General features: G+C 69.0%; 11 protein-coding genes. 8 read left to right on the top strand and 3 right to left on the bottom strand.

The annotated features are described in order from the left end of the window. Positions 1-234: 234 nt before the first annotated feature. From LR393_RS07150 to LR393_RS07125, 6 genes are all read left to right on the top strand, one after another. Complete coding sequence (locus LR393_RS07150; protein ID WP_231482525.1) at positions 235-1,290, top strand: BMP family lipoprotein; 1,056 nt, start codon at positions 235-237, stop codon at positions 1,288-1,290. 127 nt (positions 1,291-1,417) lie between these two features. Then, positions 1,418-2,983 (top strand): ABC transporter ATP-binding protein, encoded by a 1,566-nt coding sequence (locus LR393_RS07145; RefSeq protein ID WP_231482524.1) that lies wholly within the window; start codon positions 1,418-1,420, stop codon positions 2,981-2,983. Positions 2,984-2,988: 5 nt separating this feature from the next. Continuing rightward, positions 2,989-4,125, top strand: coding sequence for an ABC transporter permease (locus LR393_RS07140; RefSeq protein ID WP_231482905.1), 1,137 nt, complete (start codon positions 2,989-2,991; stop codon positions 4,123-4,125). Beyond that, a complete protein-coding gene (locus LR393_RS07135; protein ID WP_231482523.1) occupies positions 4,122-5,384 on the top strand; it encodes an ABC transporter permease in 1,263 nt (420 codons plus the stop codon). Before LR393_RS07140 ends, LR393_RS07135 begins: the two co-directional genes overlap by 4 nt. Before the next feature lie 4 nt (positions 5,385-5,388). After that, positions 5,389-5,874, top strand: coding sequence for a cytidine deaminase (locus LR393_RS07130; RefSeq protein ID WP_231482522.1), 486 nt, complete (start codon positions 5,389-5,391; stop codon positions 5,872-5,874). A gap of 152 nt (positions 5,875-6,026) precedes the next feature. Next, positions 6,027-7,319, top strand: a complete 1,293-nt coding sequence (locus LR393_RS07125; RefSeq protein ID WP_231482521.1) for a thymidine phosphorylase — start codon at positions 6,027-6,029, stop codon at positions 7,317-7,319. A 198-nt stretch (positions 7,320-7,517) separates the two neighbouring features. Here LR393_RS07125 and LR393_RS07120 read toward each other — a convergent pair whose 3' ends face one another. Together LR393_RS07120 and LR393_RS07115 are read right to left on the bottom strand one after the other, a co-directional pair. Next, positions 7,518-9,887, bottom strand: a complete 2,370-nt coding sequence (locus LR393_RS07120; protein ID WP_231482520.1) for a glycoside hydrolase family 65 protein — start codon at positions 9,885-9,887, stop codon at positions 7,518-7,520. Then, on the bottom strand, positions 9,884-10,660 hold the full coding sequence (locus tag LR393_RS07115) for a beta-phosphoglucomutase family hydrolase (protein ID WP_231482518.1): 777 nt from the start codon (positions 10,658-10,660) through the stop codon (positions 9,884-9,886). Before LR393_RS07115 ends, LR393_RS07120 begins: the two co-directional genes overlap by 4 nt. A 112-nt stretch (positions 10,661-10,772) precedes the next feature. On the opposite strand from LR393_RS07115, the gene LR393_RS07110 reads away from it, so the two are divergent. Together LR393_RS07110 and ligD are read left to right on the top strand one after the other, a co-directional pair. Continuing rightward, entirely contained in the window at positions 10,773-11,885 is a 1,113-nt protein-coding gene (locus LR393_RS07110) for an ATP-dependent DNA ligase (protein ID WP_231482517.1), read from the top strand. Positions 11,886-11,888: 3 nt separating this feature from the next. Further along, positions 11,889-12,980: a non-homologous end-joining DNA ligase gene (ligD, locus tag LR393_RS07105; protein WP_231482516.1), complete on the top strand. Its 1,092-nt coding sequence runs from the start codon at positions 11,889-11,891 to the stop codon at positions 12,978-12,980. Here ligD and LR393_RS07100 read toward each other — a convergent pair whose 3' ends face one another. Continuing rightward, on the bottom strand, positions 12,981-13,283 hold the full coding sequence (locus LR393_RS07100) for a hypothetical protein (RefSeq protein WP_231482515.1): 303 nt from the start codon (positions 13,281-13,283) through the stop codon (positions 12,981-12,983).

Raw genomic sequence — 13,283 nt, 5'->3', positions numbered from 1 at the left:
GCGAGTTCCGGGCCCGGGGCGGTGAGTCCTCCGGTGGGCAGGGCGAATGACGAACAGATTTCAACGGTCACGGTTCGGCCACCGAATGTCTCCGGGTCAGATCGCGCCCTGAATAACAGCTATGGTCGCCCCTGATACCGGCCCGGTCAGGGCCGGGACCGGGGCAGTTGTCCTGGACGTCATGTCCTGGATACCCCTGGTTCGTCCAAAGCTGTGATTCAAGAGGAGGCACCTGTGCTCCGGGTGACCAAGCTGGTTGCGGTGGCTGCCGCCGCGACCTTCGCCCTCGCCGCCTGTGGCGGCGGGAGCTCCGACGGCTCGAGCGACGCCGGTGACACCGGTTCCGCCAAGTCCGACGTCAAGGTCGGTCTGGCCTACGACGTCGGCGGCCGTGGCGACCAGTCGTTCAACGACTCCGCCGGTGTCGGCCTGGACAAGGCCAAGTCCGAGTTCGGGATCGATGTCAAGGAGCTCGAGGCCAGCGCCAACGAGACCGACTCGGCCCGTGAAGAGCGTCTGCGCCTGCTCGCGCAGGGCGGCTACAACCCGGTGATCGCGGTCGGCTTCGCCTACGCCACGTCGCTGGGCAAGGTCGCGAAGGAATTCCCGGACGTCCAGTTCGGCATCATCGACGACTCCAGCCTGGAGAAGGTCAGCAACGTGACCTCGCTGGTCTTCGCCGAGGAGCAGGGCTCGTTCCTGGTCGGCGCGATTGCGGCCGAGGCCTCCAAGAGTGGCAACGTCGGCTTCGTCGGTGGCGTGAACACCCCGCTGATCCAGAAGTTCGAGGCCGGCTTCAAGCAGGGCGCCGAGTCCGTGAACAAGGACATCAAGGTCCAGGTCAAGTACCTGACCCAGCCGCCGGACTTCGCGGGCTTCAACGCCCCCGACAAGGGTGAGACCACCGCGCAGGGCATGATCGACGCCGGTGCGGACGTCATCTACGCCGCCGCCGGCGGCTCCGGCTCCGGCGTGTTCAAGGCCATCGCCGCGGCCGGCAAGGGCAACTGGGCCATCGGTGTCGACTCCGACCAGTACCTGACCGCCGACTCCGCGGTGAAGGACTACATCCTGACCTCGATGCTCAAGCGCGTCGACACGTCGGTCTACGACTTCATCAAGTCCGCCGTCGACGGCAAGGTGCTCACCGGCAAGCAGGAGTTCGACCTGTCCGACGAGGGCATCGCGTACTCGACCTCGAACGACGCGGTCAAGGACTACGAGGCCAAGGCGGACGAGCTCAAGAAGCAGATCATCAGCGGCGACATCAAGGTGTCCGCCACCCCGTGACGCTGATCGATCAGATCTGACGCATTACCCTGGCCGCCGTCCCGCCCCGATTCTGCGGGGAGGGGCGGCGGTCCAGTTGTCCCCCCGGAAACGGATGTCCAGCAGTGGGTGAAGAGGTGTTCCGTTGATGCCCGAGTCGGAAGGTGCCGCGCAGAGCGAGACTGGCGCGGCAGCCACCGTCCCCGCGGTCGAACTGTCGGGGATCACCAAACGGTTCCCCGGCGTGGTCGCCAACCATGACGTGAACCTGCGGGTCCGGCCCGGCACGGTGCACGCCGTGGTGGGCGAGAACGGCGCCGGCAAGTCCACGCTGATGAAGACCCTGTACGGCATGCACAAGCCGGACGAGGGCACGATCACGCTGAACGGCGAGCAGGTCGTCCTGCACAGCCCGGCCGACGCGATCGCGCGCGGTGTGGGCATGGTGCACCAGCACTTCATGCTGGCTGACAACCTGACCGTTCTGGAGAACGTGGTGCTCGGGGCCGAGCCCCGGCGCTGGGGAGGCTTCGGCCTGAACCGCGCCGCCGCCCGCACGAAGATCCGCGAGATCGGCAAGCAGTACGGCCTCGAGGTCGACCCGGACGAGATGGTCGAGCGCCTCGGTGTCGGCGACCGGCAGCGGGTCGAGATCATCAAGGTGCTCTACCGCGGTGCGCGCATCCTGGTGCTCGACGAGCCCACGGCCGTGCTGGTGCCGCAGGAGGTCGACGCGCTGTTCGAGGCCCTGGCGGTGCTGAAGGGCCAGGGGCTCTCGATCATCTTCATCTCGCACAAGCTGGACGAGGTCCGCTCGGTCGCCGACGACATCACCGTCATGCGCCGTGGCACCACCGTCGCCACCGCCGACCCGAAGACGGTCAGCTCCCGCGAGCTCGCCGAGCTGATGGTCGGCAGCGAACTGCCCTCCCCGCAGACCAGCGACTCGACGGTCACCGACCGCCCCGTCCTCGAGCTGTCCGGCATCAATCTCATCGACGGCGCCCGGCACCTGCTGCGCGACGTCACCCTGACCATCCACGCCGGTGAGGTGCTGGGCCTGGCCGGGGTCGAGGGCAACGGGCAGGCCGAGCTGGTCGAGTCGATCATGGGCATGCGCTCGGTCGACAGCGGCACGATCAAGCTGACCGGCGACGACATCACCTCGTGGTCCACCCGTCGCCGCCGGGAGGCCGGCTGCGGGTACATCCCCGAGGACCGGCACCGTCACGGCCTGATCCTCGACGCCCCGCTCTGGGAGAACCGGATCCTCGGCCACCAGAGCCGCAAGCCCAACGTCCGTGGACCGCTCGTCGACCGGGCCGGTGCCCGCACCGACACCGAGCGGATCGTGCGCGAGTACGACGTGCGCACCCCGTCCATCGACGTGCTGGCGAACTCCCTGTCCGGCGGTAACCAGCAGAAGCTGATCGTCGGTCGCGAGATGAGCGGCAACCCCAAGCTGCTGATCGCGGCCCACCCCACCCGCGGCGTCGACATCGGCGCGCAGACGGCCATCTGGGACCTGCTGCGCACCGCCCGGGCCGAGGGCCTGGCCGTGCTGCTGATCAGCGCCGACCTGGACGAGCTGATCGGCCTGTCCGACAGCCTGACCGTGATCCTGCGCGGCGAGCTCGTCGCCGAGGTCGACCCCTCGACCGTCACCCCCGAACAACTCGGCTCCGCGATGACCGGGGCCGGTGAGGCTGCGTGAAGAGCATGAATGCGGACACCGTCCGCCGCGTCGGCCTGTCCCTGGCCGCACCGGCGCTGGCGATCATCCTGTCCCTGGCGATCACCTCGGCCGTCCTGGCCGCCGCCGGGAACGATCCGTTCGACACGTTCAAGCAGATGATCGAGTACGCCAAGGAACCGCGTACCACGGCGATGATCATCAACGGCTCGGTCACCTACTACTTCGCCGCGCTGGCCGTCGCCTTCGGGTTCCGGATGAACCTGTTCAACATCGGCGTCGACGGTCAGTACCGGCTGGCGGCCATGCTCGCCGCCGCGGTCGGTGGCGCGGTCAGCCTGCCCCCGATCCTGCACGTCGGCCTGATCCTGCTGGTGGCCGTGCTGGTCGGCGGGCTCTGGGCCGCCGTCGCGGGTCTGCTCAAGGTGTACCGCGGGGTCAGCGAGGTGATCTCGACGATCATGCTGAACTCGATCACCACCGCGCTGATCGCCTTCCTGCTCACCACCGACAAGCTCGCGGTGCAGGCCGAGGGCTCGAACAACATCGGCACCAAGCCGATCCCGGCCAGCGGCCAGGTACCGGGCATCGGCCTGGTGCCGGACTCCCCGCTGAAGGTCTACGGCCTGATCGTCCTCGCCGTGATCGTCGGTTTCCTCTACTGGTTCGTGATCGAGCACAGCCGGTTCGGGTTCGACCTGCGCGCGGCCGGCCGTAACGAGGAGGCCGCGGTCGCCAGCGGCGTCAACGTGAAGCGGATGATCCTGATCAGCATGGCCGTCTCCGGCGGTATCGCCGGTCTGGTCGGCATGCCGCAGCTGCTCGGCTCGTCGTACACCTACTCGCTCGACTTCCCGGCCGGTATCGGCTTCACCGGCATCGCGATCGCGCTGCTGGGCCGCAACACCGCCCTCGGCGTGGCGATCGGGGCCCTGCTGTTCGGGTTCCTGGACAACTCCTCGCAGATCCTCGACCTGGAGGGCGTGCCGAAGGAGATCGTCATGATCACCCAGGGCGTGATCGTGCTGTCCGTCGTCATCGCCTACGAACTGGTCCGTCGCTACCGGATCGTCGCCCAGCAGCGTGAGGTCGGCCGCCGTCTGAGCGAACCGCCCGCGCCCGCCGCCGGTAACGACAAGACGCCGCAGGGAGCGCAGGCATGAGCACCACGCTGGAAACGACCACCCCGCCCGCCGCTCCGGCCCCGGAGAGGGCCACGCGCCTGAGCCAGCCGCTGCGCCTGGCCCTCTACGCTCTGGTCGCGCTGGCCGTGCTGAGCCTGATCCGGGTCCTCACCGACGCCAACGACCTGACCTCGGCCGGCACCGTGAGCGCCGCCCTCACCCTGGCCGTGCCGATCGGCCTGGCCGGTCTCGGCGGCCTGTGGTCCGAGCGGGCCGGCGTGGTCAACATCGGTCTCGAGGGCATGATGATCCTCGGCACCTTCGGCGCCGGCTGGATCGGCTGGCAGCACGGCCCCTGGGCGGGTCTGCTGACGGCCGTGCTGTTCGGCCTGATCGGTGGTCTGGTGCACGCCGTGGCCACCGTGACCTTCGGTGTCGACCACGTGGTGTCCGGTGTCGCGATCAACATCCTCGGCCTGGGCGTCACCCAGTACCTGGCCGGTGAGCTGCTGGCCGACAGCCCGGGCGGTGGCGAGACCCAGTCCCCGCCGATCTCCGCGCTGCCGCGTCCCTCGGTCCCCGGCCTGGACGGGGTGCTCGAGCCGCTGGAGAAGCACCACTGGTTCCTGATCTCCGACATCGCCGGCATCCTGCGGGGCCTGCTGACGAACGTCTCGATCCTGACCGTGCTCGCCGTGCTGCTGGTGATCGCCAGCTACGTGATCCTCTGGCAGACCCCGTTCGGCCTGCGCCTGCGCTCGGTCGGCGAGGACCCGCACGCCGCGGAGTCCCTCGGCGTCAAGGTGCGGCTGTACAAGTACATCGCCGTCGCGGTCTCCGGCGGCCTGGCCGGTCTGGCTGGTGGCTTCCTGGCCATCGTCGCCTCCGGCATCTACCGCGAGGGCCAGACCGGTGGCCGGGGTTACATCGGTCTCGCCGCGATGATCTTCGGCAACTGGCGTCCGGGCGGCCTGATGATGGGTGCGGGCCTCTTCGGCTACACCGACGCCATGCAGCTGCGCAACGCGGTCGCCGTGCACGCCCTGCTGCTCGTGGTCTTCGCCCTGCTGCTGGTCGTCACGGCGCTCAACCTGTACCGCCGCAAGTGGGTCACCGCCGCGGTCGGCCTGGTCTTCGCCGTGCTGTCGCTGGTCTGGTACCTGAACAGCGACGAGCTGCCCGGCCCGATCACCACGATGACGCCGTACGTCACCACGCTGCTGGTGCTCGCCCTCTCGGCCCAGCGGCTGCGCATGCCGAAGGCCGACGGGCTGGTCTACCGGCCGGAGGGGAAGTAACCGCATGACGGAACAGTCGCAGGCGGCCGCCGCGGACCCGGACTTCTACCCGGGTCGGGTGGCCGGTGACGCCGGGCCGGAACAGATCGACTGGACCGCCCTGCGGGCCGCGGCCCGCCTGATCAAGGAGAAGGCCTACGCGCCCTACTCCGGGTTCCCGGTGGGCGCGGCGGCCCTGGTCGACGACGGTCGCATCGTGACCGGCTGCAACGTCGAGAACGCCTCGTACGGTGTGGGTCTGTGCGCCGAGTGCGGGCTGGTGTCCTCGCTCAACGCTACGGGCGGAGGCCGTCTCGTGGCCTTCACCTGCGTCGGCCCCGACGGTGAGTCGCTCATGCCCTGTGGGCGCTGCCGTCAGCTGCTCTACGAATTCGGTGGTCCGGAACTGCTGGTCGAGACCAGCCACGGCATCGTCCCGATGACGCAGGTGCTGCCGGACGCGTTCGGGCCGAGCGATCTGTCCCGCGCGACGGGCCCGACGCACACCTGACCCCTTCTCCGTGATCATGCAAAACCTCCCCGGGGAGGTTTTGCATGATCACGATTGGTTTAGGGGGTCATGCGCCGGGCTACGCGGCGGGCAGAAGGGCAGAACGGGACTCGCCCTGCCGTCCCACACGTCCCTTCGTTAACCTCGCGACCATGACCGAACCTTTCGCCGCCGTCGACGTGATCGCCGCCAAACGTGACCGCAACCGACTGAGCGACGCACAGATCGACTGGGTGGTCGGCGCCTACACCCGCGGGGTGGTGGCCGACGAGCAGATGTCCGCGTTGCTGATGGCCATCCTGCTGAACGGCATGCTGCCGGAGGAGATCTCCCGGTGGACCGCCGCGATGATCGCCTCGGGGGAGCGCCTCGACTTCAGCGGCCTGTCCCGCCCGACCACCGACAAGCACTCCACCGGGGGCGTGGGCGACAAGATCACGCTGCCCCTGACCCCGCTGGTCGCGGCGCTCGGCGCGGCGGTGCCGCAGCTGTCGGGGCGCGGGCTCGGTCACACCGGGGGCACGCTGGACAAGCTGGAGTCGATTCCGGGCTGGCGGGCCCGGCTGAGCAATGCCGAGATGGCCCGCCAGCTCGACGAGGTGGGCGGGGTCATCTGTGCCGCGGGTGAGGGCCTGGCTCCGGCCGACCGCAAGATGTACGCCCTGCGCGATGTCACCGGAACCGTCGAGGCGGTGCCGCTGATCGCCTCGTCGATCATGAGCAAGAAGATCGCCGAGGGCACCGGGGCGCTGGTGCTCGACGTGAAGGTCGGCAGTGGCGCGTTCATGAAGAGCGAGGAGCAGGCCCGTCTTCTGGCCGAGACGATGGTGCGGCTGGGGGCGGACGCGGGGGTGAACACCGTGGCGCTGCTGACCGACATGTCCACGCCGCTGGGCCTGACCGCGGGCAACGCGCTGGAGGTGCGCGAGTCGCTGGAGGTGCTGGCCGGCGGCGGTCCGCCCGACGTGGTCGAGCTGACTCTGGCGCTGGCCCAGGAAATGCTCGAGACCGCAGGCCTTTCCGGTGACCCGGAGAAGGCCTTGAAAGACGGCCGGGCGATGGACTCGTGGCGCCGGATGATCGCGGCGCAGGGTGGCGACGTCGATGCCCCGCTGCCGGTCGCGCAGCACACGCACCAGGTGCTCGCCCCCGCCGGCGGCGTGCTGGTGAGCCTCGACGCGATGGCCGTCGGCGTCAGCGCGTGGCGTCTGGGCGCGGGCCGTTCCCGCAAGGAAGACCCGGTGCAGGCCGGCGCCGGAGTCGAGATGCACGTCAAGCCCGGTGGCGAGGTGCGCGCCGGTGAGCCCCTTTTCACCCTGCACACCGACACCCCCGAGCGGTTCGACCAGGCGATCGAGGCCCTGGAGGGCGGCTACCAGATCGCCCCGGAGGGCAACCGCCCGGCGCACCGCCCGCTGATCATCGACCGCATCACGGCCGGCTGAAGCCCTCAAAAATCCTCCGTGATCATGCAAAACCTCCCCGGCGTTCTAGAACTGTGATGACGAGAGTTCTAGAACTCTGGGGAGGTTTTGCATGATCACGAACGGGTTTGGGGGCAACCAAACTGGGGACGCCCACCCGCCCCGATCGGGGCGGGTGGGCGTCCTTAGTTATTGCCTTTGTTGCCTGGGACCCTGGGACTAGTTGCGGCGCATGGGCTCCCGGCCGAAGGGCTGGGTCGGCCGGGGGTGCGTCGGGGTGGGCGGCACCGCCAGGCTGACCGGGTCGCCGATCTTCAGCGTGACCAGCTCACCGTGGTGCAGGATCTCGAGCTCGTCGGCGGGGTTGCGCTCGTGCTCGGTGAGCAGGTAGGTCACCTGCTTGCCGTCGGTCTCCACCCGCAGGCGCAGGCCCTTGTGGGTGATGGTGAAGGCGAGCCGGTCCAGGCCCTCCGGAAGACGCGGCGCGAAGGCGAGAGTGCCTGTTGTGTCGCGCATTCCGCCGAACCCGGCGACCAGGGACATCCACGTGCCGGCCAGTGAGGCGATGTGCAGGCCGTTCATCGTGTTGCTGTGCAGGTCGTGCAGGTCGGTGAGCGCGTTCTCGATGGTGTAGTCGTAGGCCAGGCCCAGGTGCCCGACCTCCGCCGCCATCACCGACTGCGTGCAGGCCGACAACGACGAGTCGCGGACCGTGAGCTTCTCGTAGTACGCGAAGTTCGCGGCCTTCTGCTCCGGGGTGAACGCGTCGCCGCGCAACTGCATGGCCAGCACCAGGTCGGCCTGTTTGACCACCTGCTGCCGGTACAGCTGCACGTACGGCATCGTGAGCAGGAGGGGGTAGTCCTCCTCGGTCAGCGATTCGAAGTCCATCACCGCGTGACGGGTGAAGCCCTCGGCCTGCGGGTGCACGCCGAGCTTCTCGTCGAACGGGATGAACATCGAGTCGGCGCACTGCCGCCAGGCGCTGATCTCCTCCGCGTCCACCTCGAGAACGGCTGCCTCGTCGGTGTAGTTGGAGGCAGCCGTGGCCGCGGCCCGGAGGTTCCGCTGCGCCATCAGGTTGGTGTACACGTTGTTGTCGGTGATCGCGCTGTACTCGTCCGGCCCGGTGACCCCGTCGATGCGGAACCAGCCGTCCCGGTCGAAAGCGCCGTAGGAGCGCCACAGCCGGGCGGTCTCGACCAGCAGGGGCAGGCCGATCTCGCGGTCGAACTCGTCGTCCTCGGTGGCGTCGTGATAGCGGATCACGGCGTCGGCGATGTCGGCGTTGATGTGGAACGCCGCCGTGCCGGCCGGCCAATAGCCGGAGCACTCGTCACCGTTGATGGTGCGCCACGGGAACGACGCGCCCTTCAGGCCCAGCGTGGCCGCGCGGTCCTTGGCCTTCTGCAGAGTGCTGTGCCGCCAGCGCAGGGCATCTGCCGCTGCCCGGGGTGCGGTGTGGATGAGCACCGGCAGTACGAAGGTCTCGGTGTCCCAGAAGCAGTGACCGTCGTACCCGGGGCCGGTCAGGCCCTTCGCCGGGAGCGGCCTCTGCTCCGCCCGGGCTCCCGCCTGGAAGATGTGGAACAACGCGAAACGCACGGCCTGCTGCAGTTCCTCGTCGCCGTCCACCTCGACGTCGGCGCGGGCCCAGAACTCGTCCAGGTACTGCCGCTGCTCGTCCAGGAGATCGTCCCAGCCGGTGTGGATGGCCCCGGTCAGGCCGGCCGCCACCTGATCACGCAGGGCCGGCAGGGAACGCTGCGAGCTCCAGCCGTAGCTGACGAACTTGATCAGCCGCAGCTTCTGGCCGGGCTTCAGCGTGGCCGTGACGGTGAGCCGGCCCCAGTCGGGCCGCACGCCCCAGTTGGTGGACACCTTGACGCCCTCGGGCACCTCGATGACGTGCTCGGCGGCGGCCGCCACGCGGCGCCCGCTCTGCCGGGTCTCGTGGACCAGGGTGATGCGGTTGCCGTTGCAGTCGTGCTCCAGGGCCTGCAGCGGATTGTGCATCGCCGCGGCCACCCGGGGGTCGACCGAACCGCCCTCGGGCATCTGCTCGTTCGCGACCAGCTCGGACTGCAGCACCACGCGGGCGGTCTCGTGCAGTGGCTCGACCTCGTAGGCGATCGCCATCACCGAGCGGTGGGTGAACGACACCATCCGGGTGCTCGTGACCCGCACCGACTGGTCGGCGGGCGAACGCCACTCGACCTCGCGCTTGAGCGTGCCCGCGCGCATGTCGAGCACCCGCTCGTGCTTGTCCAGGTGGCCGTAGCGCAGGTCGAAGGGCTCGTCGTCGACCAGCAGGCGGATCAGCTTGCCGTTGGTGACGTTGATGATCGTCTGGCCGGACTCGGGGTAGCCGTAACCGGCCTCCGCGTGGGGCAGGGGCCTTCGTTCGTACACCGAGTTCAGGTAGGTGCCCGGGAGGCCGTGCGGTTCGCCCTCGTCCAGGTTGCCGCGAATGCCGATGTGCCCGTTGGACAGGGCGAACACCGACTCGGTGGAACCGAGGTCTTCCAGGTGGAGCTCGGTCTCCCGGATGCACCAGGGCTCGACTGTGAATGCCGCTCGACGGTTCATGCGCGGTTATCTATCAGCTGAGCGAGATCGGTAACCACCACATCAGCCCCATGCTGGGACAGTGCGGCGGCGTGGCCGACCCGGTCGACCCCGATGACGATGCCGAAGTGCCCGGATCGTCCGGCTTCGACACCGGCGATGGCGTCTTCGAAGACCGCGGCCTGGTTCGGCTCGACGCCGAGCAGCCGGGCGCCCTCGATGAAGGTGTCGGGAGCGGGCTTGCCGTTCAGGCCGGCGGCGATCGCGGCCTGGGCGTCGACCCGGGCCTCGACGAACTTCTCCAGGCCGGTCACGCGCAGCACCTCGGCGGTGTTGGCGCTGCTGGAGACGACGGCGATGCGCAGCCCGGCGGCCTGCGCGGCCTCCAGGTAGCGGAACGTGCCGTCGAAGATGGTCACACCGTCTTTGGCGATCATCTCGTGCACCAGATTGTTCTTCCGGGTGCCGAGACCATTGACCGACTCGGTTTCTGGCGAGTCGGCCGCGTCACCCTCCGGCAGGGTGATGCCGCGGGACGCCAGGAAACTGCGGGTGCCGTCCTGCCGGCGCTTACCGTCCACGTATTTCACGTAGTCGGTGGCGATCTCGAACGGGACGAACGCTTCGCCGAGGCGCTGGGCGCGCTCGGCGAGATACGAGTCGAACATCTTCTTCCAGGCGGAGGCGTGCACCGACGCCGTGTCGGTGAGCACCCCGTCCAGATCGAAGAGGCAGGCCAGTACGTGTTCGGGGAGGCCGACGTCTTTCGGCCGCGCGGTTTGCGGATCGGACATGTGTCCAAGCAGACCACAGCGGGCGCCCGCTTGCAGACGCGTTCGGCCTCGCGTGCGGCGACATTGCCTGTTCTTTCCCCACCGCGAGCCCCCGCGATGACACGATGGCGGCATGGATCTGCCCGTGATGCCGCCGGTCAAACCGATGTTGGCCAAGTCGGTGCCGGAGATTCCCGACGTCGGCCACGTCGAGCCGAAATGGGACGGATTTCGTACCGTCGTGTTCCGGGACGGTGACGAGGTCGAGCTGGGCAGCCGCAACGAGAAACCGATGACCCGGTACTTCCCGGAGCTCGTCGAGGCACTGCGGGAGAACCTTCCCGAACGCTGCGTGATCGACGGCGAGATCGTCACCGTCGTCGACGACCGTCTGCAGTTCGAGGTGCTCCAGCAGCGCATCCATCCCGCGGCCAGTCGCATCAAGTTGCTGTCCGAGCAGACCCCGGCCTCGTTCATCGCGTTCGACCTGCTCGCTCTGGGCGACGAGAACCTGATGGGGCAACCGTTCTCGGAGCGCCGGGCGCGTCTGGTCGAGGCCCTGTCCGCCGCCCGGGCCCCGATCCACTGCACGCCCGCCACCGGCGACCTGGCCACCGCGCAGGAGTGGTTCGGCATGTTCGAGGGCGCCGGTCTGGACGGGGTGGTCGCCAAGCCGCTGGACGGGCCCTACCTGCCTGACAAGCGGGCCATGTTCAAGGTCAAGCACGCCCGCACCGCCGACTGCGTGGTGGCCGGTTTCCGCTGGCACAAGAGCGGCCCGGTCGTCGGCTCGCTGTTGCTGGGCCTGTACCGCGAGGACGGCTCGCTGCAGCACGTCGGCGTCGCGGCGTCGTTCCCGATGATCCGGCGCGCCGAGCTGGTCGAGGAACTCGAGCCCTACCGGATGGCCGTGGAAGAGCTGGGGCAGCACCCGTGGGGCCAGTGGGCGGAGGCCCAGGCCCACGAGCATCAGCGCATGCCCGGCAACGTGTCCCGCTGGAACTCGACGAAGGATCTCTCCTTCGTGCCCCTGCGTCCCTCCTTGGTGGTCGAGGTGGCCTACGACCAGATGGAGGGCGACCGGTTCCGCCACACCGCGCAGTTCCGGCGCTGGCGCACCGATCGCGAACCGGGCAGTTGCGGGTACGGCCAGCTCGAGCGGCCCGTGAGTTTCCGGCTTGAGGACGTCCTCTCGCCTTCGGGAGCACGGGCGCCACGGATCCTGCGTCAAGTTGGGGAGGGTTGAGTGATGGCCGCCAAGAGCGCAGCGGTGCAGATCGAGGTCGAAGGTCCGGAGGGTGCCCGGTCGGTGCGCCTGTCCAGTCCTGGCCGGCTGCTCTACCCCGATGTGGGGCTCACCAAGAAGGACTTGGCCGAGTACGTCGTGGCGGTCGGCCCGGCGCTGGTGCGGGCGCTGGGCGACCGGCCGGTCTCGCTCGAGCGTTTCCCGGAAGGTGTTGACGGGGAACGCTTTTACTCGAAGAACCCGCCCCGCGGGGTGCCCGCCTACGCCCGTTCGGTCACGGTGACCTACCCGAGCGGGCGCAGTCATCCGCAGTTGGTGGTGGACGAGGTGGCCACCGCGGTCTGGGCGGTCCAGATGAACACGCTGACCTTTCATCCGTGGCCGGTGCGGTCGGGGAACGCCGACAACCCCGACGAGCTGCGCCTCGACCTCGACCCGCAGCCCGGCCGCGACTACGACGACGCCGTGCGGGCCGCGCTGAAGCTGCGTGACCTGCTGAAAGAGCTCGGCCTCACCGGGTATGCGAAGAGCTCGGGCAACCGCGGCGTGCACGTCTTCGTCCCCATCACCCCCGACCACGAGTTCCTCGACGTGCGGCACGCGGCCATCGGTATCGGCCGGGAGCTGGAACGTCGCGACCCCGACCGGGTGACGATGGCCTGGTGGAAGGAGGAGCGCGGCGAGAGGGTCTTCGTCGACTTCAACCAGTGCACCCGCGACCGCACGATGGCCGGCGCCTACAGTCCGCGTCCCCTGCCCCACGCCCCCGTCTCCACCCCGCTGACCTGGGACGAGCTGCCTGAGGTCGACCCGAGAACCCTGACTGTGCGCACGGTTCCGCAGCTGCTGGCGGATCGGGGCGACCCCTGGGAAGACCTGCACTCGGCCCCGGGGGACATCGCTCCCGCACTGGCGTTGTGGCAGGACGACCTCGATCGGGGCCTGGGCGAACTCCCCTTCCCGCCCGACTACCCGAAGATGCCCGGCGAACCCAAGCGCGCTCGTCCGTCGGTCTCCCGCGCCGACACCGAGGGCATCGCCGACCGGGACTGGTACGCCGACCCGGCCCGGTGGGACGGGGATCAGCCGAAATAGCTATCCGGTCAGGCTGTCGCGGGGGTCGGCATCGCCGTAGAACTTCTGCCAGAGCCGGGCCAGATGGGTGTGGAACTCGGCGTCGTCGTCGAAATACCAGCCGGTCTCCCGTTCGTACGCCTCGGGGGACAGCTGCCCCAGCCGGGCCTTGGCGAAGCCGCGCCGGAAACTCTGGTGCTCGGGGGTCGGCGGCACGCGGGTGAGATCCCTGATGAACGTCTCCTCGTAGTCCCTCCCCAGGGCATTGACATGCATGTACGTGCTCGAATACCGGAGGAACCCCGTGACGTCGGCGTCCAGCAT

The sequence above is a fragment of the Kineosporia mesophila genome (assembly GCF_021129235.1).
Lineage (GTDB): Bacteria > Actinomycetota > Actinomycetes > Actinomycetales > Kineosporiaceae > Kineosporia > Kineosporia mesophila.
This window is presented reverse-complemented; position numbering and strand designations above follow the sequence as displayed.

What these genes read in the sequence shown, in the direction of transcription:
- LR393_RS07140 (WP_231482905.1), top strand. Translation starts at nt 2,989, where the DNA reads ATGAATGCGGACACCGTCCGCCGCGTCGGCCTGTCCCTGGCCGCACCG.
- LR393_RS07130 (WP_231482522.1), top strand. Translation starts at nt 5,389, where the DNA reads ATGACGGAACAGTCGCAGGCGGCCGCCGCGGACCCGGACTTCTACCCG.
- LR393_RS07110 (WP_231482517.1), top strand. Translation starts at nt 10,773, where the DNA reads ATGGATCTGCCCGTGATGCCGCCGGTCAAACCGATGTTGGCCAAGTCG.
- LR393_RS07100 (WP_231482515.1), bottom strand. Translation starts at nt 13,283, where the DNA reads ATGCTGGACGCCGACGTCACGGGGTTCCTCCGGTATTCGAGCACGTAC.
- LR393_RS07145 (WP_231482524.1), top strand. Translation starts at nt 1,418, where the DNA reads ATGCCCGAGTCGGAAGGTGCCGCGCAGAGCGAGACTGGCGCGGCAGCC.
- LR393_RS07120 (WP_231482520.1), bottom strand. Translation starts at nt 9,887, where the DNA reads ATGAACCGTCGAGCGGCATTCACAGTCGAGCCCTGGTGCATCCGGGAG.
- LR393_RS07135 (WP_231482523.1), top strand. Translation starts at nt 4,122, where the DNA reads ATGAGCACCACGCTGGAAACGACCACCCCGCCCGCCGCTCCGGCCCCG.
- ligD (WP_231482516.1), top strand. Translation starts at nt 11,889, where the DNA reads ATGGCCGCCAAGAGCGCAGCGGTGCAGATCGAGGTCGAAGGTCCGGAG.
- LR393_RS07125 (WP_231482521.1), top strand. Translation starts at nt 6,027, where the DNA reads ATGACCGAACCTTTCGCCGCCGTCGACGTGATCGCCGCCAAACGTGAC.
- LR393_RS07115 (WP_231482518.1), bottom strand. Translation starts at nt 10,660, where the DNA reads ATGTCCGATCCGCAAACCGCGCGGCCGAAAGACGTCGGCCTCCCCGAA.